Source organism: Asticcacaulis excentricus CB 48 (genome assembly GCF_000175215.2).
Lineage (GTDB): Bacteria > Pseudomonadota > Alphaproteobacteria > Caulobacterales > Caulobacteraceae > Asticcacaulis > Asticcacaulis excentricus.
On sequence record NC_014816.1, the window covers coordinates 2,267,987 to 2,293,997 of the forward strand.

At 59.8% G+C, this 26,011-nt stretch carries 22 protein-coding genes; 12 read left to right on the top strand and 10 right to left on the bottom strand.

All coding sequences use genetic code 11. The annotated features are described in order from the left end of the window. Positions 1-10: 10 nt before the first annotated feature. Positions 11-580, bottom strand: coding sequence for a UDP-4-amino-4,6-dideoxy-N-acetyl-beta-L-altrosamine N-acetyltransferase (gene pseH / locus ASTEX_RS10420; protein ID WP_013479587.1), 570 nt, complete (start codon positions 578-580; stop codon positions 11-13). 202 nt (positions 581-782) lie between these two features. Between pseH and cysG the strand changes: the two genes are divergently transcribed. Genes cysG through ASTEX_RS10445 form a run of 5 tightly spaced genes read left to right on the top strand, consistent with a single transcriptional unit; the run spans position 783 to position 5,388 of the window. Beyond that, the gene (gene cysG / locus ASTEX_RS10425; protein WP_013479588.1) at positions 783-2,180 is read left to right on the top strand and encodes a siroheme synthase CysG; all 1,398 of its coding nucleotides are present in this window, start codon (positions 783-785) and stop codon (positions 2,178-2,180) included. Beyond that, on the top strand, positions 2,177-2,488 hold the full coding sequence (locus tag ASTEX_RS10430) for a DUF2849 domain-containing protein (RefSeq protein WP_013479589.1): 312 nt from the start codon (positions 2,177-2,179) through the stop codon (positions 2,486-2,488). Before cysG ends, ASTEX_RS10430 begins: the two co-directional genes overlap by 4 nt. A gap of 1 nt (position 2,489) precedes the next feature. Beyond that, positions 2,490-4,133 (top strand): nitrite/sulfite reductase, encoded by a 1,644-nt coding sequence (locus tag ASTEX_RS10435; RefSeq protein ID WP_013479590.1) that lies wholly within the window; start codon positions 2,490-2,492, stop codon positions 4,131-4,133. Next, positions 4,120-4,629, top strand: a complete 510-nt coding sequence (locus ASTEX_RS10440) for a DUF934 domain-containing protein (RefSeq protein WP_013479591.1) — start codon at positions 4,120-4,122, stop codon at positions 4,627-4,629. Before ASTEX_RS10435 ends, ASTEX_RS10440 begins: the two co-directional genes overlap by 14 nt. A 15-nt stretch (positions 4,630-4,644) precedes the next feature. Continuing rightward, complete coding sequence (locus ASTEX_RS10445; RefSeq protein ID WP_013479592.1) at positions 4,645-5,388, top strand: phosphoadenylyl-sulfate reductase; 744 nt, start codon at positions 4,645-4,647, stop codon at positions 5,386-5,388. A gap of 105 nt (positions 5,389-5,493) precedes the next feature. Here the strand turns inward: ASTEX_RS10445 and ASTEX_RS10450 are convergent, their stop codons facing one another. Then, the gene (locus ASTEX_RS10450; protein ID WP_013479593.1) at positions 5,494-6,396 is read right to left on the bottom strand and encodes an Hsp33 family molecular chaperone HslO; all 903 of its coding nucleotides are present in this window, start codon (positions 6,394-6,396) and stop codon (positions 5,494-5,496) included. 285 nt (positions 6,397-6,681) lie between these two features. Between ASTEX_RS10450 and serA the strand changes: the two genes are divergently transcribed. The 4 genes from serA (at position 6,682) to ASTEX_RS10470 (ending at position 10,279) form a co-directional block, all read left to right on the top strand. After that, positions 6,682-8,610, top strand: a complete 1,929-nt coding sequence (gene serA / locus ASTEX_RS21090) for a phosphoglycerate dehydrogenase (RefSeq protein WP_013479594.1) — start codon at positions 6,682-6,684, stop codon at positions 8,608-8,610. 172 nt (positions 8,611-8,782) lie between these two features. After that, the gene (locus ASTEX_RS10460) at positions 8,783-9,052 is read left to right on the top strand and encodes a hypothetical protein (protein ID WP_013479595.1); all 270 of its coding nucleotides are present in this window, start codon (positions 8,783-8,785) and stop codon (positions 9,050-9,052) included. A gap of 91 nt (positions 9,053-9,143) precedes the next feature. Next, positions 9,144-9,539, top strand: coding sequence for a hypothetical protein (locus ASTEX_RS10465; protein WP_013479596.1), 396 nt, complete (start codon positions 9,144-9,146; stop codon positions 9,537-9,539). Between the two features lie 2 nt (positions 9,540-9,541). Then, a complete protein-coding gene (locus tag ASTEX_RS10470; protein WP_041658626.1) occupies positions 9,542-10,279 on the top strand; it encodes an Ig-like domain-containing protein in 738 nt (245 codons plus the stop codon). Between the two features lie 61 nt (positions 10,280-10,340). On the opposite strand, the gene ASTEX_RS10475 is transcribed toward ASTEX_RS10470, so the two are convergent. Then, positions 10,341-10,760 (bottom strand): PilZ domain-containing protein, encoded by a 420-nt coding sequence (locus tag ASTEX_RS10475; RefSeq protein ID WP_144004646.1) that lies wholly within the window; start codon positions 10,758-10,760, stop codon positions 10,341-10,343. Between the two features lie 581 nt (positions 10,761-11,341). On the opposite strand from ASTEX_RS10475, the gene ASTEX_RS21005 reads away from it, so the two are divergent. The 3 genes from ASTEX_RS21005 to ASTEX_RS10490 all read left to right on the top strand — a co-directional run bounded on the left by ASTEX_RS21005 (position 11,342) and on the right by ASTEX_RS10490 (position 15,698). Next, positions 11,342-13,159 carry a DEAD/DEAH box helicase gene (locus ASTEX_RS21005; protein ID WP_013479599.1) on the top strand — a complete coding sequence of 606 codons (1,818 nt, stop codon included), beginning with the start codon at positions 11,342-11,344 and terminating at the stop codon, positions 13,157-13,159. Between the two features lie 139 nt (positions 13,160-13,298). Beyond that, positions 13,299-15,230 (top strand): M1 family metallopeptidase, encoded by a 1,932-nt coding sequence (locus ASTEX_RS10485; RefSeq protein WP_013479600.1) that lies wholly within the window; start codon positions 13,299-13,301, stop codon positions 15,228-15,230. Positions 15,231-15,293: 63 nt separating this feature from the next. Next, positions 15,294-15,698: a response regulator gene (locus ASTEX_RS10490; RefSeq protein WP_013479601.1), complete on the top strand. Its 405-nt coding sequence runs from the start codon at positions 15,294-15,296 to the stop codon at positions 15,696-15,698. Here the strand turns inward: ASTEX_RS10490 and ASTEX_RS10495 are convergent. The 7 genes from ASTEX_RS10495 to ASTEX_RS10525 form a co-directional block, all read right to left on the bottom strand. Further along, complete coding sequence (locus ASTEX_RS10495) at positions 15,688-16,707, bottom strand: sugar kinase (protein ID WP_013479602.1); 1,020 nt, start codon at positions 16,705-16,707, stop codon at positions 15,688-15,690. The genes ASTEX_RS10490 and ASTEX_RS10495 overlap by 11 nt on opposite strands. 193 nt (positions 16,708-16,900) lie before the next feature. After that, positions 16,901-19,822: a TonB-dependent receptor gene (locus ASTEX_RS10500; protein ID WP_013479603.1), complete on the bottom strand. Its 2,922-nt coding sequence runs from the start codon at positions 19,820-19,822 to the stop codon at positions 16,901-16,903. A gap of 464 nt (positions 19,823-20,286) precedes the next feature. Beyond that, on the bottom strand, positions 20,287-21,129 hold the full coding sequence (locus ASTEX_RS10505; protein ID WP_013479604.1) for a 2-keto-4-pentenoate hydratase: 843 nt from the start codon (positions 21,127-21,129) through the stop codon (positions 20,287-20,289). Further along, complete coding sequence (locus ASTEX_RS10510) at positions 21,126-22,304, bottom strand: glycoside hydrolase family 88/105 protein (RefSeq protein WP_013479605.1); 1,179 nt, start codon at positions 22,302-22,304, stop codon at positions 21,126-21,128. Before ASTEX_RS10510 ends, ASTEX_RS10505 begins: the two co-directional genes overlap by 4 nt. Then, complete coding sequence (locus ASTEX_RS10515; protein ID WP_013479606.1) at positions 22,292-23,830, bottom strand: glycoside hydrolase family 28 protein; 1,539 nt, start codon at positions 23,828-23,830, stop codon at positions 22,292-22,294. Before ASTEX_RS10515 ends, ASTEX_RS10510 begins: the two co-directional genes overlap by 13 nt. Further along, a complete protein-coding gene (locus ASTEX_RS10520) occupies positions 23,827-25,128 on the bottom strand; it encodes an ABC transporter substrate-binding protein (protein ID WP_013479607.1) in 1,302 nt (433 codons plus the stop codon). The genes ASTEX_RS10515 and ASTEX_RS10520 overlap by 4 nt, the downstream gene beginning before the upstream one ends. A gap of 4 nt (positions 25,129-25,132) precedes the next feature. Continuing rightward, positions 25,133-26,011, bottom strand: coding sequence for a carbohydrate ABC transporter permease (locus ASTEX_RS10525; RefSeq protein WP_013479608.1), 879 nt, complete (start codon positions 26,009-26,011; stop codon positions 25,133-25,135).

Genomic DNA, 26,011 nt, shown 5'->3' on the forward strand with positions numbered 1-26,011 from the left:
TCACAGGGGCTTAGACGGCGTATCCATGACTGAGCAGCCGCGCCCGGCATCCCTCGCGAACTGTCGCCCAATCGGCGCGAAGCAGCCCCAGCCCGATCACATCGTGCGGCCCATCGGATTTGATAACGTGGCGGCGAAAATGCGCCTCTGTCTGAAAGCCAAAGGACTGGTGCAACTTCCACACGGCGCCATTGCTTTCCAGCACCTCGCACCACAGCTTTTCGAGATTGAGGACGTTAAACGCATGCTCGATCATCTGATATTCGACCCACGCCCCCAAGCCTTTGCCGCGCGCCGTGGTTTCGGCCAGATAGAAGGCCCAGGCGGCCTTTTTGGACACCAGGTCGATATCGACAAAATTGGCCAGCCCGACCGGCTGCCCGTCCCATTCGATGATGAAATAGCGCCGCGTCTCATTGCCGCTTAGGGCTTCAAACCAGGCCTCATGCCGCTCACAGGCGATCGGGGTGTCGGTGTACATGTACCGGCGTACTTCTTCACGATTGCGCCAGTCAAACAGGCGCTCGCGGTCTTCACGAGCCAGGGGTCGCAGGGTAGCCAGAGAAGGTGACGCCAACATGAGGACTGCATCTTTCACAGACGGAACCCTGTGAGGATAACGCTGTGCGGTTAATATCCGGTTCGTGGGGCTTCAGAAGCGCTTTAGCCGCCCTAAACCCATTCTGCACAAAGCATCGCTTTCCTTTGAAGCGGTCGGGGACTAAAAGCCACTGCAAAGAGGCACCAGACCCTCACCTTTTGAACCGCCGCGGACTCTCCTTATGCTCGCACTGCCGCTCTCCTGGCCGCTCGAAGGCCGGCGCGTCGTCCTGATCGGGACGGGCGACTGGCTTGCGCGCAAGCTGACCCTACTGCGGCGTACCCCGGCGGTCTTAGGCGTCTATACGCCGGACGATGAGGCGACCTATGAGGGCGTGGTGCCCGAGCGCCGCTGGCCCACGGTCGAAGATCTCAGCGACGCCACCTTTGTCATCGTGGCGTTTGAGGATCGCGCGCTGGCCGAACAGGGGGCGGCACTGGTGCGCGCGGCACATAAACCGCTCAATGTCGTCGATAATCCGGATCTCGGCGACTTCCACGTCCCAGCCATTATCGATCGTGGTCCCCTGTCAATCGGGGTGGCCACCGGCGGCACCGCTCCCGTCCTGGCGCGGGAGACCCGCCGCCGCATCGAGGCGGCGGTGCCGCCGTCGGAGGCGCAACTGGCGGAATTTGCCGTGCGTCTCAGCCCGCACCTGCGCGCCCTGCTGCCCCAGGTCGATGACCGTCGCCGCTTCTGGGAAACCGTGCTGGACTCCGACGCCGCGCGTCTGGCGCGCGAAGGCCGCATTGATCAGGCGGTCGAAATCGCCCTTGCGGCCGCACGTAACCCGCAACCGCGTCAGGGCGTTGTGCATCTGGTAGGGGCTGGGCCGGGCGATCCGGAGCTTTTGACGCTGAAGGCGCTGCGCCTCCTTAGCGAGGCCGATGTCATCGTTTATGACCGGCTGGTCGGCGATGGCATTATGGACCTGGCGCGACGCGACGCCGAGCGCTTCTATGTGGGCAAGGCGCGCTCCAACCATTCGGTGCCGCAGGATCAGATCCACAGCCTGCTGGTCGAACAGGCGCGTCTGGGCAAGCGCGTCGTGCGGCTCAAAGGGGGCGATCCGTTCGTCTTCGGGCGCGGTGGCGAAGAAGTCGAAGCGCTGAAAGCGGCGGGTATTGAAGTCCACATCACGCCGGGCATTACGGCGGCGCTGGGCTGCGCGGCTTCAACGGCTGTGCCCCTGACGCACCGCGATCATGCGCAGAGCGTCAGCTTTATCACCGGGCACGCTAAGGACGGAGATTTCGAGCACAATCCACTGGCGCTCGACTGGGACCGGCTGGCGGCGCATCACCACACGCTGGTCGTCTATATGGGCATCCACACCGCCCAGACGATTTCTGAAAAGCTGACCCAGCATGGGCGCGCGCCCGATACGCCGGTTCTGGTGGTCGAAAACGGCACCCGGCCCAACGAGGTTCGCAGACTGACCTGTCTGTCTGATTTACCGGAAACCCTGCGCGCCGACCCGCCCAAGGGCCCGGCCCTGCTCATTATCGGCGAAGTCGCCGCTCTTTATCAGCCGACGGCCGCGCACCCCGCCGTCGCCGAACCTGCGAGGATTGCATGAAACTCCTGACCGCCAATCGCCTGACCGATGGTCTGGTGCTGTGGTACGCCGGAGGCCCGGACCTGTCGGGCTGGACCGAAGACGCGGCGCTGGCCACCCGCCTTGAGGACGAGGTGGCGGCCGCGCTGCTGGAAGAATGGAAGGCGCGCGAAACCGATGTGGTCGCGCCCTACCTTGTGCCACTCATTGATGAGAATACCCTGGTCAAGCGCGAATATGTGCGTGAGCACGTACGCGCAAATGGCCCTACCGCGGGTCAGACCGCCTTCGACACCGCCCGTCAGCACCAGCGCGGAGAGGTTTTCTAATATGTATCAGTATGACCAGTTCGACCACGCCATGGTCGCCGCCCGCAACGCCGAATTCAAGGATCAGGTCGAACGCCGCCTGAAGGGCGAGCTCAGCGAGGATCAGTTCAAGCCGCTGCGTCTCATGAACGGCCTCTACCTGCAACTGCACGCCTACATGCTGCGCATCGCCGTGCCCTACGGCGTGCTGTCATCGCGTCAGATGCGCACCTTCGCCCACATTGCGCGCACCTATGACCGCGATTTCGGCCACTTCACCACGCGTCAGAACATTCAGTTCAACTGGATCAAGCTGGCCGACACGCCGCAGATTCTCGAAGACCTGGCCGCCGTTGAAATGCATGCCATCCAGACCTCGGGCAACTGCATCCGCAACACCACCACCGATCAGTTCGCCGGGGCGGCAAAGGATGAGATCGACGATCCGCGTCCGTGGGCCGAACTGATCCGTCAGTGGTCTACCTTCCACCCGGAATTCACCTTCCTGCCGCGCAAGTTCAAGATCGCCATTACCGGCGCGACGCGTGACCGCGCGGCCATTCGCGTGCATGACATCGGGCTGCAACTGACCGACAAGGGATTTGATGTCTATGTGGGTGGCGGCATGGGTCGTACGCCGCATCTGGGGCACTTGATCAAGTCAGGTCTGCCCGGCGAAAAGCTGCTCAGCTATCTTGAGGCGGCGTTGCGTGTGTATAACCGGTATGGCCGCCGCGATAATATCTACAAGGCGCGTATCAAGATCCTCGTCTCGGCGCTTGGGCCGCAGGAATATGCCCGTCAGGTTGAAGACGAATGGGCCACGCTCGATCAGGCGCAGATCGACGCCCCGCACGCTGAAATCGCGCGCATCAAGAGCTTCTTCCCGCAACCGACCTATACCGATAAGGCGTATGACGCCGCAGCACTTGAACGTGCCAAGGCAGCCGATGCCGGATTTGCCCGTTGGGTGCGCAACAATACACTGGCCCACCGCCGCGACGATCACGTGTCAGTGACGATCTCACTGAAACCCACCGGCCTGCCGCCGGGCGATGCCTCTTCGGCGCAGATGGACGTCATGGCCGATGCCGCCGATCGCTTCGGCTACGGCGAATTGCGCGTCAGCCATGAGCAGAACGTTATCCTGCCGCACGTCGCTAAAGCCGATCTTTATGACCTTTATCGCCTGCTGGATCAGAACGGACTGTCTTCTGCCAATGTGGGCAAGATCACTGACATGATCGCCTGCCCCGGCCTCGACTACTGCTCGCTGGCCAACGCGCGTTCCATTCCGCTGGCGCAGGATATTTCGCAGCGCTTTGCCGACGCCGAACTGACGGACAAGATCGGCGATCTTCAGATCAAGATTTCCGGCTGCATCAACGCCTGTGGTCACCACCATGTCGGCCATATCGGCATTCTGGGCGTCGATAAGCAGGGGGAGGAATTCTATCAAATCCTCTTGGGTGGCCGCGCCGATGAGAGTGCGGCGCTGGGTGTCATTACAGGCAAGGGCTTAAGCGCCGAGGCCGTACCCGCCGCGCTGGAACGCCTGATCAAACTCTATCTCGACCTGCGCACGGATGAGACCGAGCGCTTTATCGACACCGTAGGCCGCCTTGGCCGCGACGCCTTTGCCGGAGCCCTGCATGAGCCTGCTTAATTCTTCCCACGCGCCGCAACTGGTCAGTGATCAGGGCGAAGTGCGCGCCAATGGCTGGACCCTGGTGGCCGACGACGAGGCCATCGGTGTCGATCAGGCGGTATTGAGCTTTGTGCGCGCCGTCAATGAACTGGATGGGCTGAACGGCCGCTACGGCGTGCGCATCGCGCCAGGTGACGATGTGCGTTTACTGGCGCCGTTCCTGTCCAAGATCGCGCTGATCGAAGTGGCTTTTCCCGGCTACCGCGACGGGCGCGGCTATTCGACCGCGCGCATCCTGCGTCAGGACTTAGGCTTTGACGGCGAGATCCGCGCCGTCGGGGACGTGCTGCGCGATCAGCTGTTCTGGATGATGCGCTGCGGTTTCGACACCTTCCTGTTGAAGGACGCCGACCCGGCGGGCGCGATCACGTACGCACGCACTTTGTACAAAAATGCCTATCAGTCCGCCGCCGACGGTCTGAAACCCGTATGGGCCCTGCGCCATCCCGCGTAAGGTCCGGAGTCCGTTATGACTGTCCTGATCAATAATCTGGTGGCCGATACACCTGAACACGAGCGCGCGCGGCAACTGTCGGCCAAGTACGAAGGCTGGAACGCCGAGTCGATCCTGCGCGATGCTATCGGGCAGGAATTCGCCGGCAAGATCGCCCTCACCTCGTCCTTCGGGGCCGATGCGGTGGCACTTTTGCATCTGGTGGCGAAGATCGACCGCACCACCCCGGTGATCTTCCTAGACACCGACCGCCATTTCTTTCAGACGCTGCAATATCGCGATGAGCTGGTGGACTTGCTGGGGCTGACCAACCTCACCAATCTGCGCCCGGCGCTGGAAGACATCCGCGCGCTCGATCCCAAAAACACCCTGTTCCAGTCAGACCCCGACGCCTGCTGCGACTTCCGCAAGACGAAGCCTTTGGCGGCGGTCACGAAGGACTACGCGGCGTGGATTTCGGGCCGCAAGCGCCATCAGGCGGCGACGCGCGCCAATCTGTCGGTCGTCGAATTTGACGGTCGTAACTTCAAGATCAATCCGCTGGCCAACTGGACGGCTCAGGACGTGGCTGACTACATCCGCGTCCATAACCTGCCCGAACACCCGCTGGTGGCGCAAGGCTATCCGTCGATTGGCTGCTTCACCTGCACCAAGCCCGTGGAAGACGGTCAGGACGCCCGCTCCGGCCGCTGGGCCGGTCAGGACAAGACCGAATGCGGCATCCACCTCAGCGTCTATGAGGACGGCGAAGGGATATAAGGCTCACTGAAACCTTGCCTGGCTAAGGCCGGCCACTTTTTTGCGGTCTGGACGGTGAAAAATCCCTCGGGACTTCCCTTTGGGATTTTTCTACTGACTTGCTTACTAGGGCGCGACGAAGAAGGTCTTTGAGCAGTATTCGCAGGTGATATGCACCTGACCGTCCGGCTCCAGCATGTCGGACTGTTCATCCGCCGAGAAGGAGCGCACAAGTTCCTCGACGCGGTTTTGCGAACACCGGCACAGCTTGGCGATCGGTTTGGGCGGTGACAGACGCACACCGTCTTCGTGGAACAGGCGATAGAGAAGGCGCTCCGCCTCCAGCTCGAAATCGGTGAGTTCCTCTTCGCCCAACGTCGCAAACAGGGCGCGCACGTGCTCAAACGCCTCGCGCGTATCGCCGCGGCTGTCGTCACCAGCCAGTGCCTGAATCATCGCACCGGCGGCGCGCCATCGCTCACCGTTGGGCGTCGTTTCGCGTGACACAGCCAGCTTGATCTGCGTCGGAATCTGTTCGGACTGCGCAAAATAGTGCTCGGCGCACAAGGAGAGGGAATCGCCCTCAATCGGCGTCACGCCCTGATAGCGGTCACCCATGCCGTCGGGCTCCAGCGTCATGATGAAGGTGCCCTGCCCCAAAAGTTGCTGCGCGCCCAGGGACTGAAACTTGCCGGCATTTTCGGCCTCAAGCGCTTTCAGCTCCTCCGGATCAAACCGGCAAAACCCACGCAGTGAGCCGCGTGTGTCGTAGTCGGCCACGACATAGCGCACCACGCCCTGTCCCTGGGCCTGCATGATCAGTCGCCCCTCGAACTTCAGCGCCGAACCGACCATAACCGCCAGTACACAGGCCTCACCTAAAAGCGTCGCAATGGCGTCCGGATAGGCGTGGGCGTCAAGAATCGCGTTCAGCGTTTCGTCAAGGCGCACCAGACGCCCATGCACGGGAAGCGTGTCCAGCACAAATCGAGCGGCATAGTCCTGCGACGGCAAAGGATAGGAGGTCATCGAAAATCACACAAAAAGGGACATAGGCGGCGGAGATAGTTTCAACCTTGACCGGTTTCAAGGCATTACTGCGGCAATACTGACACCTTAGCCGATCCGCCCGGTCAAAAAAAGCCGAAGACGCAGGAAATACTGACAAAGGCGGTTGTCTTGCGGGGGCTTTTGGCCTAATCCCGCGCATAAATTTTGGTGGCTTTAGCGACCCGTCTTTACCCTTACACTATCGCGCATCTGATCCGAAAACCGGTGCCCACGTTTTCGGGATGCGCTCAAACGGACATGATCATGCACATGGCTCCCGCAAGCGTAAACCTCGCGACACTCGTTCTCGATTTCGATTCGACCTTCACCAGGGTCGAAGCGCTCGATGTGCTGGCTGAGCAGCTGTTTTCGAGCGATCCCGCGCGCCTGACGGACCTCAAGTCGATCAAGGATCTGACGGACCTGGCTATGTCGGGGGAGATTGGCTTTGGTGAGGCGCTGCAACGCCGTATCGCGATCCTGAAGCCGTCACGCGCCGATATTGAGGCGCTGGCCGAGGCGCTGAAAGCACAGGTGTCGGCCTCCATCGCACGCAATCGCAAGGTGTTTGAGGAAAACCCCGGCAAGATCCGCATCATCTCCGGCGGCTTCCACGAATTTATCGACCCTGTCGTGGCTGACTACGGCATCAAGCCGGAGCACGTGCTGGCCAATCGCTTAATCTTCGGTGATGACGGTGTGGCCACTGGCGTCGATCTGGACAACCCGCTGTCGAAGGACGGCGGCAAGATCGTGGCGCTCAGAAGCTGGGCCGACCTCAACGGGGCCATTGTGATGGTCGGCGACGGCTGGACCGATTACGAGGTCTATCAGGGCGGCGCAGCCGATCGCTTCTATGCCTTCACCGAAAACGTCAGCCGCGAAAAGGTCGTGGCCGCCACGACCGCCAGCGAAGCGACGCAGGTCGTCGCTTCGTTTGACGAGGTACTGCATAACGAAGGCTATGAAGGCCGTTACTCCTTCCCGCGTTCGCGCATGAAGATGCTGCTGCTGGAAAACGTCCACCCGGTCGCTATCCAGCACTTCCGCGACGAAGGCTATGACGTCTCGACGCTGAAAGGGGCGCTTGATGAAGACGTCCTGATCGACGCGATCCAGGGCGTACACGTTCTGGGCATCCGTTCTAAAACGACGGTGACACGCAAGGTGCTCGACGCCGCCGACAAGCTGATGGCCATCGGGGCCTTTTGTATCGGTACCAATCAGATCGACCTCAAGGCGGCGTCGGAAAAAGGCGTGGCGGTGTTCAACGCCCCCTATTCCAACACCCGTTCGGTGGTGGAAATGGTCATGGGTCTGACGGTTATCCTGACACGGAACATCTACGACAAATCGATCCAGATGCACACCGGTAAGTGGGACAAGTCCGCCACCGGTGCGCACGAAGTCCGCAATAAGACGCTGGGCATTATCGGCTATGGCGCCATTGGCTCGCAGCTCTCGGTCTTGGCCGAAGCCTTTGGAATGCGCGTCATTTATTATGATGTTGCCGAAAAGCTGACCATGGGCAACGCCAAACGCTACCGGACCATGGATGCGGTTCTGGCTGAAGCCGATGTCTTGTCGCTGCACGTCGATGGGCGCGCTGAAAACAAGAACATCTTTGGCAAGGCGCAGTTTGCGAAGATGAAAGACGGCGCGCTGTTCATCAACCTGTCGCGCGGGCACATTGTCGATATCGAGGCCCTGGCCGAAGCCGTCCGTACAAAGAAGATCTACGGCGCCGCCGTCGATGTCTTCCCCGAAGAACCGCGCACCAATGATGATCCGTTTGAAAGCCCGCTTATGGGCCTGCCCAACGTCATCCTGACGCCGCACATCGGCGGGTCGACCGAAGAGGCGCAGGAAGCCATAGGTGAGTTCGCCTCAGAGCGTCTTTTGAACTTCATCAGCCGTGGCGACACCACCTTCTCGGTCAACATGCCCAACGTGCAACTGTCCGAGGTCGAAGGGCGTCACCGCTTCTTGCACATCCATCAGAACGTCCCGGGCGTCATGGCGGCGATCAACAACATCATCGCCAAGTACAATCTGAACATTCTGGCGCAGCATCTTAAAACCAATGAGCAGCTGGGCTATGTGATCGTCGATGTGGACCGCGGGTATTCGCGCGAGGCTCTCGATGAGCTGAAAGCGGTTACCGGCACGCTCAAATTCCGCTCTCTCGTCTAAGGCTGTCGACCCCACACCTCTTCAACCCTGTCTTTTTCAGGGATCTCGTGAGGAAGATCTTTAAAATGGGTCACGTCCAGACAGACGGGTTACCATAAGCTCACGGCGGTAGCCCTCACCCGGCCGTTGTCAGACCTTTTTCTGGAGAGAAGACGACGGGGCGGCGAAGCCTATGGCAACTCTATGGCCTTCTGGCGCTGAAACCGCAGATAAGGCGCTGAATGCGCGTCTTGATAACAATAGGCGCTTTCTGGATGCGCTCCCCAATCCGGTGCCCACGGGCAAGAAACCAAGGGCGTGGTTTGAAGCCAATTCTGAGGCTCTGGGTAATGATCCTCAGGCCTATGGCGGGTATCAGGGCCTGTTTATGAGAGACGCGCGCGATCTCGCCAAACAAGATGAATTTTGCACCGTCATTGCACCGGCCTCAGCTCGGGCGTAAGGTCTCTTCAGGTCTGTAGCGGCTACATCCGGGATGTCTCAAACCCTGACTTTCCGGATGGGCGGCTTAGTGAGGTAGATGAGGCGTCACCATGCTGCGGGACTTTCCCGTCCTATTCGAAACGCTGAAAACGCTGATGCTCAACGCGGCGCCAAATATGGCGGTTGAGACTGCGTCAGACGGCTGTCTTACCGTTAAGACGCGTTGGATCGAAGCGCGAACGGGAGAGCCCGCCTGGTTTGGCTGGATCGCCATCAAAAAATCCTATGTCGCCTACCATCTCCTGCCGCTCTATAGCCTGCCGGAATTGAACGCGCTTGTGCCGGCAAGCCTTGAGAAAAAACGCCAGGGCAAAACCTGCTTTGCCTTCAAGAAAGCAGATGAAGCCCTGCTTGAAGATCTTCGCGCCTTAACCCTGGACCTGGCAGAAAAAGAGGCCGACCTTCGAGCGGCTATCGGCCAGGTCTCGCCCATCCTTCGGAGCTGAAAATGATGCCATTGAAATGCAGCCTCAGAGGGGCAAAAGGGTTTAGCCTTACCCTGCCAGTATGGCTCCTGGTTGCGTCCGCTCAGGCGTTAGGCGCCCAATCTGCGCCTTTGGCCCCGGTGGAGACAAAGTCGGAGGCAACGTCTGCCACTGAAACACGTCGCGAACCTCCGCGTGTCTTACCGGCACGCATTGAAACGCCTAACAACACGCCGGGTCGCGTCACGGTATCACCCGTCGGTGCGTTTTCTGAGCTCGTTATTTCGGGGCAGTCGCCCAATGGGGTGGCAAGTGTTGAGGGACAAACCCTGATTTTTACCCCGAAGGCCGACTATGCAGGCACGACCTATTTTACTTACCGCGCCATAGGTCCAGGAGGTGCGAGCCTGACAGGCACCGTCACAGTAAAGGTCGCTGAGGTCGAGGGCCTGGTCGAGATCAGGCAGTTAGAGACGCGGTTATCACCCAATAAGCAGGTGGCGCTCACCTTACAAAACGATGGCAATCTCGTTCTTAAGAGGGGCGCGGACGTCTTATGGACGTCTCAGACGTGGAACACGCCTGCAAACGTACTGCGCCTTGCCCCCAACGGGGATCTGGAACTACGCTACAAAGGAAAGACGTTCTGGAAAGCCGCCACGGCAGGGCGCGCAGGCACGGATATAAAGGTCACCGATAAAGGGGCCTTCGTTGTGGTGAATAAATCAGGCAAGGTCGTCTGGAGCTCCGCGCGGCCCTGAAGGGGTGAGAGGGCATACAAAAACAAAGGGCCGTGCGATGCGCGGCCCTTTTGCTTGAACTCTAATCCAGAAAAAAGACGTCTTCCTCCGGCGGCGGAATATCCAGCCCGGCAAGACGACGCCATGCCTTCCATACGGGTTCTGGCACGCGCGGCGGGCGGGCCCCGTTCGGATCGACTTTTTGCGCGAAGCTGAAACGCAGTCCCATCTTGTGTGGCTGGGTCCATACCGGCGAACCGAACTTGACCATCTGGCCGCTCACATCGAGCAACCACAGGTCCCCGGCCTTATGCGGCATGTCCTTTACCAGAACCTGCGCACCTGAGGCGCTCTGGTTGACGATTTCGCAAGCCACCTCGGCACCGCCGGGCACCAAGAGAAGCGCGCCCTTTGCTTTGCAGTCAAAACGCGGCTCGGCGCGGCGGTTCTGGAACTGCTGAAACGGTTGAATGACCTCGACCCCCGCCTGCGGCGAGGTCACGGAAGCTAATGGAGGACGATCGTGTGATCCGGGCATAGAATTCGGGGCGTTCCGCGCAGTGGTGGTGTTGAGATAGTAAACGGACATTTGCAAAAAGTTCTTTAAATGTGTGCAACAAGGCACGTTCATGCATACGCACGAACCGGGCCACGAGAGTACGAAACGCGACTTAATTATCGAGAACGCTGAAATGTGGCCCATGTGGCCGGGGCATTAAGCGCCAAACGGCAATGCACCTGAATTGACGCGAACGATAAGACGTAGCGGTGAAGACTTCCTTTACAGGGGTTGACTTTTCCACCGCCGCATCGCATATGGCGGCTTGCTGCGGTGCAATGCCGCACCTGACTGGCCGCGTGAGGTCGGGCGACCCTTTGTCCCGACAAGCCAGTTTTAACGGATGACAGATGTGCGAACCCGTTCGCGCTTGATAATCTTTAAAAATTAAACCCGAGAGCTAAGACACGCGCTGGCCTCATCCGAAACCGCCCGCTACGCCGCATACGCGCGTTCGGGCCAGAGGATGGTGTGCGCCGGTCTTTTGCCGGATGTGCGCGCATCCGTATTGAAAGCGCATCGTCTTGACGACCTTCAAAGATCTGGGCCTCTCGGCCAGCCTTCTCTCCACCCTCGAAAAAGAGGGCTATCACACCCCTACCCCCATCCAGGCGCAAGCCATCCCTATCCTGCTGAACAAGCATGACCTTCTGGGTATCGCCCAGACCGGTACGGGCAAGACGGCGGCCTTCGCCCTGCCCATCCTGCACCACATCCTCAGCAACCGCATTATACCGGCTCCGCGTTCGTGCCGGGTGCTGGTCCTGTCGCCGACGCGCGAACTGGCGACCCAGATTGCCGACAGCTTCAAGGCCTATTCCAAGGGTCTGGGGCTTCAGATCGCCACCATTTTCGGCGGCGTGAAGTACGGCCCGCAATATAAGGCTCTGCAAGGCGGCATCGACATCCTGGTTGCCACACCGGGTCGCCTGATCGACCATATCGAACAAAAGACTATCGACCTTAAGGCCGTGGAACATCTCGTCCTCGACGAAGCCGATCAAATGCTCGACATGGGCTTCATCAAGCCGATCCGTCAGGTTGCCTCGCGCCTGCCGGCTCAGCGTCAGAACCTGTTCTTCTCGGCCACCATGCCGAAGGAAATCGCCGGTCTGGCCAACGAACTGCTGACCAATCCGAAAAAGGTCGAGATCACGCCGGAAGCCACTACGGCCGAGCGCGTGACCCAGCAGGTCATCTTCATCGAGCAGCAGCGCAAGCGCGCGCTTCTGTCGGAGCTTTATGCCGATGAGAAGCTGGCCCGCACCCTGATCTTTACGCGCACCAAGCGCGGGGCTGACCGCGTCGCCGCCTATTTGCAGGCCGGGGGCGTAGAAGCCGCCGCCATCCACGGCGACAAGAACCAGTCGCAGCGCGAACGCGCGCTTCAGGCCTTTAAGGCGGGTCGCGTGCGCGCGCTGGTGGCCACCGACATTGCCGCGCGCGGCATCGACGTTGATAATGTCACTCACGTCATCAATTACGAACTGCCCTTCGTTGCCGAAGCCTATGTGCACCGTATTGGCCGTACCGCCCGCGCGGGCAAGGAAGGCCATTCGATCACGCTGGTCGCCGATGATGAGCGCAAGCTCCTGAAAGACATCGAGCGCATCACGCGTCAGCGCATCCCGTCGTGGGATCGCCGCAAGGATCAGGCGCTGAAACTGCTCGACGAAGCCATCCTCGCCTCGGGTCAGACCGAAAAGCCGAAGACGCCGGACCGCGTTGTCGAAAAGACCGCCCGTCACCTCGACCCGGACGCCGAGCGTGTGCACAAGCGTTCGCGTAATCGTCCTAATCGCGATGAGCGTCGGGGCAATGGCCGCGATGGCGATAATTCGCGCGGTGAACGCACCTTTGGCAAGAAGGACGCCTTCGGTAACCGCGCCGAGCGTCAGGCCCGCTTTGAGCGTCCGGAACGCACCGAGCGTTACGACCCGATGGCCTCTGATCGCGCGCCGACCAAGGCGTCTCGCGAATTCCCGGCAGCTGAGCGCGCGTTTGGCGACAAGCCGCGCTTTGACGGGCCGCGCGGCGAAAAGCCCCGCTTCGATAAGCCGAAGGGCGAGCGTCCCTTCAAAAAGCGTGATGACGCCCGTGGCGAAGGCCGCAGCGATACGCGCACCTTCGACGAGCGTCCGGCGCGCCCGGCGGCGGAACGTGCCGGTGAACGCCCTACGGGTGAACGTCGGGTCGATGAGCGCAAGAAAAAGCCGTTCGGCAAGTCGGCCAGCGGCAAGCTCGGTGGTCGCAAGACCAACACCAAGCCGCGTGCTCATCACAATGAGCCGGTCAACCGTTCGGAAGGCGCGCAACTGAAGCGCCGTTCGCGTAACGGTTAAACTCAGCCGGGAGACGGATAAGCCCGTCTCAACCGTACTGAATTTTCCGCATTGTGAAGACGACACATTTCCGCTTTAACTGATCTAAATGGTGCCCCCTGAAACCTTTTCAGGGGGCATTATCTTATGGAGTGGCGATATGCGGACTAAGGGTTTCGCGCCTGACCGGCGCACGACGATCGGCCTGATGGCCGCCTTGATGGGTACGACCTTTCTGACGGCTTGCGAGCCGAAGGTTGAACCGGCTTCGGACGATTCCGCGCCTCTGGCTCTGGTACGCAGCGCCAAAGATGTCCACTCCTATGCCGACCCCAATGTGGCGCGCGTGCGTCACGTCGATCTCGACCTCACCGCCGATTTTCGCGCCAAGGTGCTGAAAGGCACCGCCGCCCTGACGCTTCAGACCGCACCGACAGCCAGGCAGGTTGTGCTTGACGTCAAGGCGCTCGATATCGAAGGCGTCACCGATGCTTCTGGCGAACCGTTGAAATACGCGCTCGGCACGGCCCACCCTATTTTTGGCGCGCCGCTGACCATCGAACTGCCCCAAGGCGCACAGAAGGTGGTTGTAAAGTACAAAACCACCGCCAATACGCAGGCCCTTCAGTGGTTAGACCCGTCGCAAACCGAGGGCAAAAAGCACCCCTTCCTGTTGTCGCAGGGCCAGTCGATCCTGACCCGCACCTGGATTCCGACGCAGGATTCCCCGATGGTTCGGCAAACCTATAGCGCCATCATCCGGGTACCCGCTCCGCTCAAAGCGGTCATGAGCGCCGAGATGCTGACGCCGGATGGTGAGGCGTCACCCGGCAACGGGGATTTACGCGCCTACCGCTTCAAGATGGATCAGGCGATCCCACCCTATCTGATCGCACTGGCCATCGGCGACATCAGCTTCCGTCCGACCGGCGACCGCACAGGCGTCTATGCGGAAAGGGCAACGATAACCCGCGCGGCGGTAGAGCTCGAAGACCTCGAAAAGTTTGTGGCCGCCGCCGAAAAGCTTTATGGCCCTTATCGCTGGGGCCGCTATGACGTTCTGATCCTGCCACCCTCCTTCCCCTTCGGTGGCATGGAAAATCCGCGCCTGACCTTTGCTACGCCGACCATTCTGGCCGGGGACAAGTCGCTGGTGTCGCTGGTCGCCCACGAACTGGCGCATTCGTGGTCGGGCAACCTGGTGACGAATGCGACCTGGAACGATTTCTGGCTCAACGAAGGTTTCACCACCTATTTCGAGAACCGCATTATGGAGGAGATGTACGGCAAGGACCGTGCGCTTATGCTGCAAAGCCTTGGCTACAGCAGCCTTCAGGAGACCCTGGCCGGCGCCAAGGAACCGGGCCTGACGCAGTTGCATACCGACCTAAAGGGCCGCGACCCGGACGATGGCTTCTCGGACATTCCTTATGAGAAAGGCGCGGCCTTCCTGCGCCTCCTGGAACAGACCTACGGCCGAAAGAAGTTTGACGCGTGGCTTAAAGGCTATTTCACGCGCTATGCGTTCAAGAGCATGACCACAGCAGGCTTTGTCGAAGACCTGCGCGAAACGCTTCTCAAAGGTGATCCGGGTGCGGAGGATCGCCTGAAGCTGGATGAGTGGCTTTATAAGCCCGGCCTGCCGTCTAACGCCATCAAGCCGCAATCCGAAGCCTTTGCGAAGGTTGAGGCGCAAGTCGAGGCCTTCACCAAAGGCACCCCGGCCAAGTCTCTGGTCACCGAGGGCTGGGTGACGCAGGAATGGCAGCATTTCATCGAGTCCCTGCCGGAAACCCTCTCTCTGGAGCAGATGAAGGATCTCGATACGGCCTTTGCCTTTACCAGCTCGCGCAATTCAGAAATCCTGTTTGCCTGGCTGAAACTGGCCATTGCGCACCGTTATGAACCGGCCCTGCCGGCGCTGGAAACCTTCCTCACCTCGCAAGGCCGCCGTCGCTTCGTCAGCCCGCTCTACACGGCCCTGATGGCGCAAAAGGGCTGGGGCGTTGACATGGCCAAGCGCGTCTATGCGAAGGCGCGCCCGCTCTATCACTCAGTGACGCGCGCCACGGTGGATGAAACCGTAAAGTAGAGCGATCCTTAAGGTTCTTGGATTAAAGTGTACGGAAAGTTTTATATTTTCCGTACACAAATCATGTCTGACACCGCCTCCCGCACCCTCCTTATCGTCGATGATCATGAGATCAATCGCCGTCTGGCATCGCTGTTTTTGCAGCCGCTCGGCTGGCGCGCCGTCATGGCCGTGGATGGGGCTCAGGCACTCGACCTCGCTAGCGTTGAACGTTTCGAGGTCATCCTGATGGACATGGTTATGCCCGGTCTGGACGGACTTCAGACCACGGCATTGCTGCGGCAATCGGACGGGCCAAATAAAGATACGCCTGTGATTGCCGTGACAGGAATGGATGATCATCGCGCACAGTGGCGCAGCTTAGGCGTCACACAGGTGGTGCTGAAACCCTTTGATCCGGATCAACTGATTGCGGCGGTGGCCGAAGCCACCCGCCCACAATCAAGCGGCTATCGCATCAGCGCTTGACGTCGAAGCCGTCATCACTGAGGAAGGCCTCCAGTTCCGCCACGGTGGCCAGCGCAAAATCGCCTGGCATGGCGTGTTTCAGGCAGCCCCCGGCAATGCCGTAATTCAGCGCCTCCTGATCCGACTTACCACTCAGGATACCGTGTAGGACGCCAGCGGCGAAGGCATCCCCACCGCCGATGCGATCGATAATACGCGCAATATCGTACGTCTCAGTCTCCAGCGTCTCGCTGCGGGTGTACATCAGCCCGGCCAGGCGGTTGTGATCGACGTTGATCTGTTCGCGGCGTGTGCAGATCAGGCGCTTTAAGTCCAAAAAGGCGCTGAAGGCGTGATCGGCGGCAGCGCGGCTGCGCTGATGGCTGCCCGCCTCACCGGCAAAGGTGGTCTTAAACACCAGTTCGATGTCGCGGTAGCCGCCGAAAATCAGATCGGCCTGCGCCATCAGTTGCGGGATCAGGCTGGGCGCATCGCCGCCCCAGGCTTCCCACAGCTTGGGGCGATAATTGCAGTCAAACGAGACCTTGATACCGAGCGTGCGCGCCACCTGCATGGCCTTGAGCGCGCCCTGAAAGGCGTTGAGCCCCAGCGCCGCAGTGACGCCGGAGACATGCAGCCACTCAGAGCCGTCGAGCAACTGCGCCCAGTCGAAGGCCGAAAAGTCTGCCGTGGCAAAGGCCGAACCGGCGCGGTCATAGAGGATGTCCGACGGACGATGGATGCCGCCGGTCGTCAGGAAATAGAGCCCCATGCGGCCCGAAGCCGTGCTCACCCGGCTGGCATCGACGCCGAAATAACGCAACTGCCCCACAGCTGCCTGCCCCAGATCATTGTCCGGCACCACGCTGATCATGCGCGTGGCGTGACCCAGCCGCGCCAGACCGACCGCCACATTGGCCTCCGCCCCGCCCACATAGGGGGTCAGTTCCGGCAGGGTGTAGAGCGGATCACGGCCGGCGGTGGACAGGCGGATCAGCAGTTCCCCGAAACAGGTAAAGGCTTTAGTCATGGCAGCATTCCGTTGGCTTTTTGTTTGTAGGGAAGGGTTTAGAGCGCAACCCGATCCATGTGAAGCGCTTTTTGGGATTGGCCTCACGGAAAAGGCACGGGGTTGCGCCTTCACAAAAAAAGAGGCGCCGGTGACCCGACGCCTCTCAGTCAGAAGGCTGTTGAACGCTTACGCTTACGAACTCTCAATCACCTTAATACTTGTAGCGGACGCCCAGATAGTATTGACGACCCGACTTCGAGTAGTCGTAAAGGAGATCCTGTGCGGTGTTGCCCTGCACGGTGTTATAGGCGATGAAGCGGTCATCGGCTTCGTTGGTCAGGTTGATGCCTTCGAGGATAAAGGTCAGGTTCTTGTTGATCTGATAGGTGACCTGAGCGTCGATATTGAAGGTTTCGTTCTTACCCCAGAAGTCGGCCGACGAGCCCGGATTGAGCTGCGACAAGTAGCCGTCGCGATAGGCGAAGGCGATACGACCCGACAGCTTGTCGTCTTCGTAGTAGGCTGTGACGTTCCACGCCTTGGGCGACAGGCCCAGCAGGTTGGCGCGCGTCGTCGTGGTGGCAGTTGCTGATGTGTAGTAGTCAATCTGCGACTCGACATTGGTGTAGTTGATGATACCGCCCGTGTGGCGCAGGAAGCCCGGCAGGAAGTGGAAGGGCTTCTGCAGCGAGATTTCGTAGCCTTTCAGCTCACCGCCCGGCGTGTTGACAGGGGTGGTGATCGTGTAAACGGCGTCTGCCGCTTCGTTGAAGTCAGCCGGATCATAACCGTAGTCTGACAGCTTGCCCGAGGTCTGGCGTTGCTGGATGTAGGACTTGATGTCCTTCTTGAACAGGGCGACCGTAAACAGCGTGTCCTTATCGACGTACCACTCGGCCGAGAAGTCGAGCGTATTGGCACGTACCGGGTCGAGCGCCGGGTTGCCCGTGGTGATGGTCTTGGCCGTTGTACTCACCGAACCGCCGCCCGGAATGATCGACAGAAGCGTCGGACGCGCCATGGTTTTGGCTGCGGCAAAGCGCAGATAGACGCTCGGCACCGGCTGGATCATGAGGTTGAACGAGGGCAGATCGTCCTTGTACGACCGTTCAACGGTGGTCACCGTGAAGCCTGACGCCGTGCCGACGACACCCGTTGCCACCAGATTGGTTTCAACCTGACGCGTACCGATGTTACCGCGATATGGCAGCCCCGCGATCTCACCACTGAAGTCAGCTTGCAGGAACCAGCCATTATCGGTTTCGCTGGCCACGCGGTTATTGGTGCGCGACGACGAATTGGTCGAGTTGGTGGTAAAGGTGCCCCAACTATTGGTGCAGTTACAGTCGTAGTTGAAGGTTGAGCGGATCAGATCAAGATTCGGGATCAGATAGGTGTTACCCGCGACCGAAACCGTCTGGCTGTATTTGGCGATGTTGCTGTTGATCTCCGTCACGATCGCGCCGGCGGCGTTTTCGTCACGCGTAAGCGGGCTGGACGTATAACGCCCGAACTCAATTGAGTTGAAGTTATACTTCTTAGTCGAAACGCCCGCCTTGATCGTCACAGTATCGGTGAGATCAAACTTGGCATCCAGTCGAGTGGTGGTGAATTTGTTGGTCACCTGCTGTGGGCGCAGACGGATCAGCGAGGCATCGCCGCTTGCTGTGCTGGACGAATAGGTCCAGTAGCAGGCCTGATCCGGCGTACAACCATTATTCGAGCCATAGTTGAACTTCGGCGCCGTCATATCCGTGAAGTCGTAGGAATATCCATCAACATTATAGGATTCGAGCGTGAAGGTGGTTTGCTCCGGCGTATCCTGCACCGACTTCGAAGAGCCAATCATCAGCTTGGTCGAGAAGCGTTCGCCCCAGTTCTGATCCCAGGTCAGGTTACCCTGGGTGAAGGTCGTGGTCAGTTCGTCGAAGCGATGTTCCGATCGAATATCGACGTCGTTGAACGAGGCTTTAGTGATCGTACCCTTATCGTCTATCGTGTAGTTATAGATGTCCGTGCGGGGCAGGCCCTGATTATTGCGGCTGAAGGAAATGGCTTCGATTTCCCACTCGTCGCGGTTGGCGCCGAACTTGGCGTACATACCGTCCAGCGAAATCAGCGTACCTTCGAACGGGCGCATCTGGAACGCACCGGTGACACCCAGACGCTTTTGCTGGGTTTCAAAGTGGTTGTAGCGCGGAATACGCGGGTGCAGAGCGCGGCTGATCTTTTGCGCTTCGCCGGTGAGCGCCGGGTTCTGCGTGCTGGTCTCCGTGGTGTTACAGTTCCGATTGGTGACGTTCGCTGTACAGGGAGCAATGGCGGTGAAGGTATTACCGCCATCGGTCGAGAAGCTTTCAAAGCGTCCGACGTTCGACGCCGAATATGCGTTTTCCCAGCGGGTGGTGTTAGCGCCTTCTTCGACGACGGTACGCTCGCCATAGGCCACCGACAACAGGGCCCCGAGCTTGCCATCGGCCCAGCGATTGGAGATCATGAAGGTGCCGCGCGGCTCGGTCTTACCGGACTTATCATTATAGCCAAACTGCAAAGACGAGGCCATGGTGAAGCCCTTATAGTCGAACGGACGCGCCGTTTGCAGATCGACCGTGGCACCCAGAGACCCCTCGTCGACCTCGGCCGACATGGACTTGCGCACCGTTAGCGAGTTGAAGAGGTCGGCGGCGAAGACGTTGAAGTCAAACCCACGGCCGCGGTTAGTGCCGCCCGACGAATCCTTGGAACCCGTAGTGGCCAGCGCCTCAAGGCCGTTGATGCGCGTGCGCGAAAATTCTGAGTTCAGGCCGCGAACCGTGATCTGCTTGCCTTCACCGCCATCGCGGTCAATCGACACGCCGGGAATGCGTTGCAGGGATTCGGCGAGGTTCAGGTCAGGAAACTGACCGATGTCTTCGGCCTTGATCACGTCGACCATGTCGGTCGAACGCTTTTTCTCGTTGATCGCCGTCTGAAGGCTGTTGCGGAAACCCGTCACGACGACGGTTTCGACTTCATCCGTCGCCGCTGGCGCGGCTTCCTGAGCCATGGCACCCGTGGCGGCCAGCGCCAGAACGGATACGCCATAGCGGGCGATTGCGGACGCAGTACGGCTGTGGTTGGACTTGGTTTTCATAGTGTAACTCCCCGTTCAACCCGGTGCACGCTCTTACGGCGCGATACGCGGGCTATGGAGCCCGTTTTCGGGCATTATTGAAATTCGACATGATACCGGTGTCAAGCACACATGGTAACCGGTGTCAGTGGTTTCAGCTAGACATAAGCGCGTACAAAAGACAAGCGCCTTCGTTCAGGTTGATTAAAAGGGTGACAAATCTGCCATAGGTTCACTCCCTCTGATGGAGCGCTCTGACGGCGCTTTTGTGCCCATAGTCGGCGCGGCCCTTTAACAAAGGCTGAATGAAAAAGGTGGCGGCCTCTTCGGGCCACCACCGTTGTAAATTGATCACGCCTTTTTATCCCTGGGATCGAAAAGGCTGACCGCATCAGACCGTAGGAGACAAAGAGTTTCCCTATCAATCAGCGACATGGGAAATCTTTGGGCGGAACGCCAACCGTCAGTTTCAATGACCCCTGGTGTCAGCCGAGTTCAGGGCGCGTCTCGGTCAGGGTGACGGTCTTCAGGCGAATCTGCGTCGTCGCGTGGTGCGCACCTGAGTAGGTCACGACCGACGACTGCTCGGGCAGGATGTCGTGGATGCCGGTCGTCGCGCCCGATGAGATCAACTGGCCTTTTGTAAGCGGTCGGCCACGCGCCGCCAGATGTCCGGCCAGCCAGCCGATGGCCTTCAGCGGACCGCCGGGCATGGTGAACAGGCCGCCTTCGCCCACCACCTGTCCGTCGATCTCGGTGGTGGCCGCATACCCCTTGACCACGTCTTCGCTTAAACTCTCGACCGTGCTTGAGGCATCAAAGGCCGCCAGTTGCGCCCCCAGAATGAGGCCGAAATTATTGCCGAAATCAGACGCGACGACGGTTGGCCCAAGCTTGTTGATCGTCGGCAAGGGGGAGCCGGCCATCTCGACACCGGCAAACAGTGCGTCGATCAGACACAGGGCCTCGGCCTCGGTATAGTCGGTCTTGCCCGGTTCAGCATCAACGCCGATGCGGAAGACAAACTCCGCCTCGACCGCCGCGAAGCCATTTTCAAAAACCGGGATCTCGACCTCACCTTCGGAGGGCTTGAACAGGGTCTCAAAGATGGGGCCGGCCAGACGCTCGGTGCCGTGTTCGGCCTGACGCTCCGGCGCCAGGCGGCCGATCTTCCAGCCGATGACCGGGCGGTCCCACAGCCTGATCGCCTCTTCCTGAATGGCGTAGGAGTCCGTAAGCACCGCCGGGATCTGCCCTGGATAGTCGCTGAGGGCGCGCGCGGCGCGACGGGCGGAGACGAAGTTCTGGGCAATCTCTTTCAGGCTCATAGGCTATCCTTTGTGCGCATCCCTTCGGACAGGGCCCACATGAGGGCCCCCACACCCTTGGGATCATTGGGGGTGATTTTTTCGGAGAGGTAGTAGGCGTAGGAGCCGTCGCGATAGGGCACATTGCCAAGCCCGGCTACGCCGCACACACCATTGAGCGCCGACGGCGTCACAAAGCGCGCGCAGACCGCTTTTAGCGACTCGACGCCCGTGCGGCCCATGGTTTCGGAGACGATGCTAAGACGCGCCGCCTTCATCAGGCCGTAGGCAACCATCAATGAGGCTGAGGCTTCTTCGTAATTGCCGTCACGCTGGCCCTGATCAACGACCTGATACCACAGGCCGTTATCTGAACGGAATTTGAGCAGGGCCTCAAGCGTGCGGCGAGTGATATCGGCAATATCGGCGCGTAACGACGGGCTAAACCCTTCCGACGCCTCATAGACATCGACCAGCGCCCCGATCCACCAGCCCATGGCCCGGCCCCAGACATTTTGAGACAGACCGGTCTGTTTGTCCGCCCAGCGCTCGGTCCGGCTTTCGTCCCACCCATGCGCGTAGAGGCCATTGTCTCTTTGCAGGGTGTGATCGACAAAGCGGAACTGGGCCACAGTATCGGCAAACAGGGCTTCGTCCTGCGTAATGCGGGCGTATTCGGTCTGGAATGGCTGGGCCATAAACAGGCCGTCCAGCCACACCTGATGCGGATAAATCTGCTTGTGCCAGTAGTTGCCGGACTGCGTACGCGGATGGTCTTTGAGCTGCGCAAACTGCACGTCCATGGCGGTGCGAAAACGGCCTTCGCCGGTTATGGCGTAGAGCGGAAAGAGGATCTTCCCGCCATTGACGTTGTCGATATTGTATTCCTGCGGATGGAAGGTTGGCATAGAGCCGTCGGGCAGAACGCGGGTTTGCATCTCACCCAGAATATAGTCCAGAAACACAGGGTCTTTCGTCACCTGATAGAGGTCAAGCGCCCCTTTCCACACGACGCCGTCTTCGTAGTTCCAGTGTGGGCGATAGGGTTCCCAGGTGCGGAAATAACCGCTGATAAAGGCGGGCACGGCGTCACCAAAGCGCGCCAGAGCGGTCGTCGTTTGCGGCAACAGATCGAATGCGCGCTGCGTTAATGCCGCGGCGACATCGACAGGGATATTGTGTTTCAGGTCGAGCATGTGACGTTTTCCAGTGTGAGGGTTTCGCCGCTCTGGCCGTCTATGTCCAGAGCGTTTGTGCGAAAATGTCTGACATTGGCAATCAGGCCGCCCAGACGCGCGACCGGCGCAATCGAAGCAGCCATGTCCGGTTCACCGGGCTTAGCCTGCGGGTCAAAGCGCAGACGGATATGATCGAGCGTCAGGCCGTCCACGGGCTGCTCCGGCAGGCCCAGAACGTAGAGGCCCGCGTGACGCACACCGATGGCGTCGATGTGGCTCAGCCTGATATCGCCTATTGAGGGCGTGCCCTCGTCGACCGGGCGCGGGTTGCGGTCGGCCACTTCATCGGTCTTGCCGTCCGGATCGCACCAGTAGAAGCTGTTGATCACGAAGGCCGAGCCAACGCCTTCCATGCGGATATGGCGGCAATTCAGGCCTCGGATTACCGCCTCACGCCCACGGCCGCGCCGTGTTTTTAAGCGGATACCGCGATCGGTGTTTATAAACAGACACGTCTGTACCGATATATCGTAAACACCGCAAGCCATCTCCGAGCCGATGACCACGGCCCCGTGACCGTCCTTCATGCGGCAATTGGAAATGCGGACCCGCCGGGTCGGGCGCACGCTGCGGCGCGCCATGCTGATCTTGCCCGATTTCAGCGCGATGCAGTCGTCGCCCACGGCAAAATCGACACCGCTGATGACGATGTCGGTGCTGCTTTCCGGATTGAGACCGTCCGTGTTGGGGCTGTCAGCCGGTGCCTCGATGCGCAGGTCGACAAAGGTCAGACCGCGCGAGAACAGCGGGTGGACCGTCCACGACGGGCTGTTTTTCAGGGTCATACCCTGCAGTATGACCTGTTCGCATTCGACCATAAAGATCAGGCGGGGACGCCATCCGATAAACCGCGCCTTGGGCCTTTCCCACCAGGTGTCAAATCCCGCCTGGGCGTCCATCACACCACGTCCATAAATCTGCACATTTTGCGCAAATAACAGGTTGAAGAGGCCGGCGTGGCAGGCATCGGCCTCCCCTTCCCAGCTTCCAAGGCAGGTGTGCTTCACGCCCTCAGCATCGGGCAGTACGCCCGGTAATACCGGCCATTTCGTAATATCGCGGTGACCCAAAATGTGCGCGCCTTCGCACAGTTCGACGGCCATATCGCTTTTGAGGAACAGCGGCGCGCTCAGGTAGCGCCCGGCCTCCAGTCGCACAAGACCACCCGGCGGGCAGGCCATGAGTGCGGCCTGAAGCGCCGCCGTATCGTCGCTGACGCCATCCCCCTTGGCTCCGAAGGCACGCGGATCGACTAAGGCCTTGCAGGCGGCAGTCCTCACCACCAACGCGTCGGCCCCGACGCGAACCTCGTATTGTGTGTCCGGATGCAAATCATAAAGCGAAAAGACGTTCCGGTCTGTCCGCAGCACCAGCGCCCCATCTACCCACACGTCTCGCGGGGTATCCGCGGCCCAGATCGAGCCATCATCGACCTCAAAGCTCAGGGCCGTCGGCAGGACAGCCAGACAGCGCAAATCCGTCATCGCACGACGCGGTGCAAGATGGCGTTGATGTCGTCATAGAGACGGTCGCCGGCCTCGCGTTCGCTTAAGCGGCCATAGCCTAAGGCCTCCAATATGTCCTGAAAGCCGTCTCGCACGCGCGGATGTTCGAACCATGGGCTTTCAACGACATTAATCTGCGCCGTTGCGAGCTGCGCCTCGCTCTGTTGCTGGATGGGCGTGATAAGCCCTTCTTTGTCGAGCAGGGTGCGCGCCGCTCTGGAGACCGGCACACCGCGTTTCAACCCCATGGCGCGGATACCGTCGGGGTCATTGAGCAGGAACTCGATGAGCAGAGCCGCTTCGTCCGGGAACGCCGTTTTGGCGTTGACCGCGAGCATCATGGCCGGACGATACATCATCCCCGCATCCTTGGCGCCCGGCCTCAGAAGATAGGGGGCCAGTGCGAGTGTCTGTTTTCCGGAAAGCGTGTCGCTATATTTATCGATTGAACTGTTCCACTGGAAGGTACCGGCGAACTGGCCGTTAATCCACGGCCGCATCTCCTGTTGCGCGACATTGCCATATGAGGCGCGCACCTGCGCGCTAGGCCAGACGTGCTCGCGCGTCATGCGCGCGTAAAGGCCCGCAAAGTCGTACATGTCGGCCCGTGTACAGTTGAGCGATTTTGTCTCGGCATTGATCAGCGGCTTACCCGTGCCCTGCACGACATAGGTGCGGGCGAGTGCGATGAACTCTAAAAACAGGCCATCGAGCGGATAATAGCCATTGCCCAGTTTTTCGCGGAACTGCGGTCCGCGTGCGAACAGTTCCTCCCAGGTCTTAGGCAGGCTCAGTCCCGCCTTCTGATAGGTGGTCTGGTTGAGATAAAACAGGCGCGCGGCATTGGACACGGCAACGGCGTTCAGCACCCCCTTATTGGTGCCCATACCGAGCGTGCGCGCATCAAACTGGCTGAGATCGAGCTTGTCCGTTAGCTTTTTCAGGTCATAGAAGCCCGTTCCGTCACGCGAAAACAAGGTCTGCCAGTACCAGTTAATCTGCATGACGTCAGGCGCCGTGCCCCCGGCGATCTGCGTTGTCAGACGCTCCAGGTGGCCGGCGAAGCCCGTATATTCGCCACGCACACGAATGCCGTGCTTTTCCTCAAACAGGCGCAGTGCCTCAAGCGTCGCCTTATGGGCCGAAGATCCGCCCCACCAACTCATGCGCAACTCTCGCCCGGTTGAAGGGGCCGGGCGCGGCTTCGAGCAGGCACTGAGCGCGGCGGCTGAAGCGCCTATGAGGACGAACCGGCGGTGAAGTCTATAAGCGTCCATCGCCCTACCCCTTCACTGCGCCAGAGGTGACGCCTTCAACGAAGTATTTCTGCGCCAGGAAGAAGAGGATCAGAGAGGGCGCGAGCGCGATGGTGGACATGGCCAGGATCTCGTTCCACGAGGTGGCTTCGGTGACATCGATCGACATTTTGAGCGCCAGCGCCACCGGGTATTTTTCGACCGATGACAGGTAGATCAACGGCTGAAGGAAGTCGTTCATCGACCACATGAACTGAAACAGCGCGACCGAAATAATGGCGGGCAGAATGACAGGACAGACGATCAGGGTCAGAACCTGAAACGAGTTGCAGCCATCCATCACCGCCGCCTCTTCCATATCGAGCGGCAGGGAGCGCATAAACTGGATGATCATGAAGACGAAGAAGCCTTCGGTCGCAAAAGCCTGCGGCGCATAAAGGGGCAGATAGGTATCGAGCCAGCCGAATTCGCGGAACATCAGATATTGCGGGATCAAAAGGACCGATTTGGGCAGCAGGACCGTGGCCATCAGAAGGGCGAACAGCCACTTGCGACCGGGGATGGCAAAGCGCGCGAAACCATAGGCGACGATGACCGAAGAAATGACCGTTACGATCACCTTCGGCACCACGATCTTCATCGTATTGAGAAGGTAGGTGGCAAACGTATATTCGGTTGAGGTCTTCCAGCCGCTTACAAAACCGTCCGTAGTCGGATTTTTGGGAATAAAGCCCACGGAAGAGAAGATTTCAGCGTTGTTTTTAAACGCCCCGCCGATCATCCACAACAGCGGATAGATCATCAGGAAGCCCACCAGAATCAGCAGGCCGTAACGTACGAAGGCGTTGATCACCGGCAGATGTTTACGCCAGCCGTGATCAGCTGGATTGAGCGAAGACGCCAT

Excerpts from the sequence above, each read along its gene's own strand:
- ASTEX_RS10525 (WP_013479608.1), bottom strand. The coding sequence starts at position 26,011 with ATGGCGTCTTCGCTCAATCCAGCTGATCACGGCTGGCGTAAACATCTG.
- ASTEX_RS10520 (WP_013479607.1), bottom strand. The coding sequence starts at position 25,128 with ATGGACGCTTATAGACTTCACCGCCGGTTCGTCCTCATAGGCGCTTCA.
- ASTEX_RS10440 (WP_013479591.1), top strand. The coding sequence starts at position 4,120 with ATGAGCCTGCTTAATTCTTCCCACGCGCCGCAACTGGTCAGTGATCAG.
- ASTEX_RS10490 (WP_013479601.1), top strand. The coding sequence starts at position 15,294 with ATGTCTGACACCGCCTCCCGCACCCTCCTTATCGTCGATGATCATGAG.
- ASTEX_RS10435 (WP_013479590.1), top strand. The coding sequence starts at position 2,490 with ATGTATCAGTATGACCAGTTCGACCACGCCATGGTCGCCGCCCGCAAC.
- cysG (WP_013479588.1), top strand. The coding sequence starts at position 783 with ATGCTCGCACTGCCGCTCTCCTGGCCGCTCGAAGGCCGGCGCGTCGTC.
- ASTEX_RS10515 (WP_013479606.1), bottom strand. The coding sequence starts at position 23,830 with ATGACGGATTTGCGCTGTCTGGCTGTCCTGCCGACGGCCCTGAGCTTT.
- ASTEX_RS10500 (WP_013479603.1), bottom strand. The coding sequence starts at position 19,822 with ATGAAAACCAAGTCCAACCACAGCCGTACTGCGTCCGCAATCGCCCGC.
- serA (WP_013479594.1), top strand. The coding sequence starts at position 6,682 with ATGCACATGGCTCCCGCAAGCGTAAACCTCGCGACACTCGTTCTCGAT.
- ASTEX_RS10505 (WP_013479604.1), bottom strand. The coding sequence starts at position 21,129 with ATGAGCCTGAAAGAGATTGCCCAGAACTTCGTCTCCGCCCGTCGCGCC.
- ASTEX_RS10510 (WP_013479605.1), bottom strand. The coding sequence starts at position 22,304 with ATGCTCGACCTGAAACACAATATCCCTGTCGATGTCGCCGCGGCATTA.
- ASTEX_RS10450 (WP_013479593.1), bottom strand. The coding sequence starts at position 6,396 with ATGACCTCCTATCCTTTGCCGTCGCAGGACTATGCCGCTCGATTTGTG.
- ASTEX_RS10445 (WP_013479592.1), top strand. The coding sequence starts at position 4,645 with ATGACTGTCCTGATCAATAATCTGGTGGCCGATACACCTGAACACGAG.
- ASTEX_RS10430 (WP_013479589.1), top strand. The coding sequence starts at position 2,177 with ATGAAACTCCTGACCGCCAATCGCCTGACCGATGGTCTGGTGCTGTGG.
- ASTEX_RS10495 (WP_013479602.1), bottom strand. The coding sequence starts at position 16,707 with ATGACTAAAGCCTTTACCTGTTTCGGGGAACTGCTGATCCGCCTGTCC.
- ASTEX_RS10465 (WP_013479596.1), top strand. The coding sequence starts at position 9,144 with ATGCTGCGGGACTTTCCCGTCCTATTCGAAACGCTGAAAACGCTGATG.
- pseH (WP_013479587.1), bottom strand. The coding sequence starts at position 580 with ATGTTGGCGTCACCTTCTCTGGCTACCCTGCGACCCCTGGCTCGTGAA.
- ASTEX_RS10470 (WP_041658626.1), top strand. The coding sequence starts at position 9,542 with ATGATGCCATTGAAATGCAGCCTCAGAGGGGCAAAAGGGTTTAGCCTT.
- ASTEX_RS10485 (WP_013479600.1), top strand. The coding sequence starts at position 13,299 with ATGCGGACTAAGGGTTTCGCGCCTGACCGGCGCACGACGATCGGCCTG.
- ASTEX_RS10460 (WP_013479595.1), top strand. The coding sequence starts at position 8,783 with ATGGCAACTCTATGGCCTTCTGGCGCTGAAACCGCAGATAAGGCGCTG.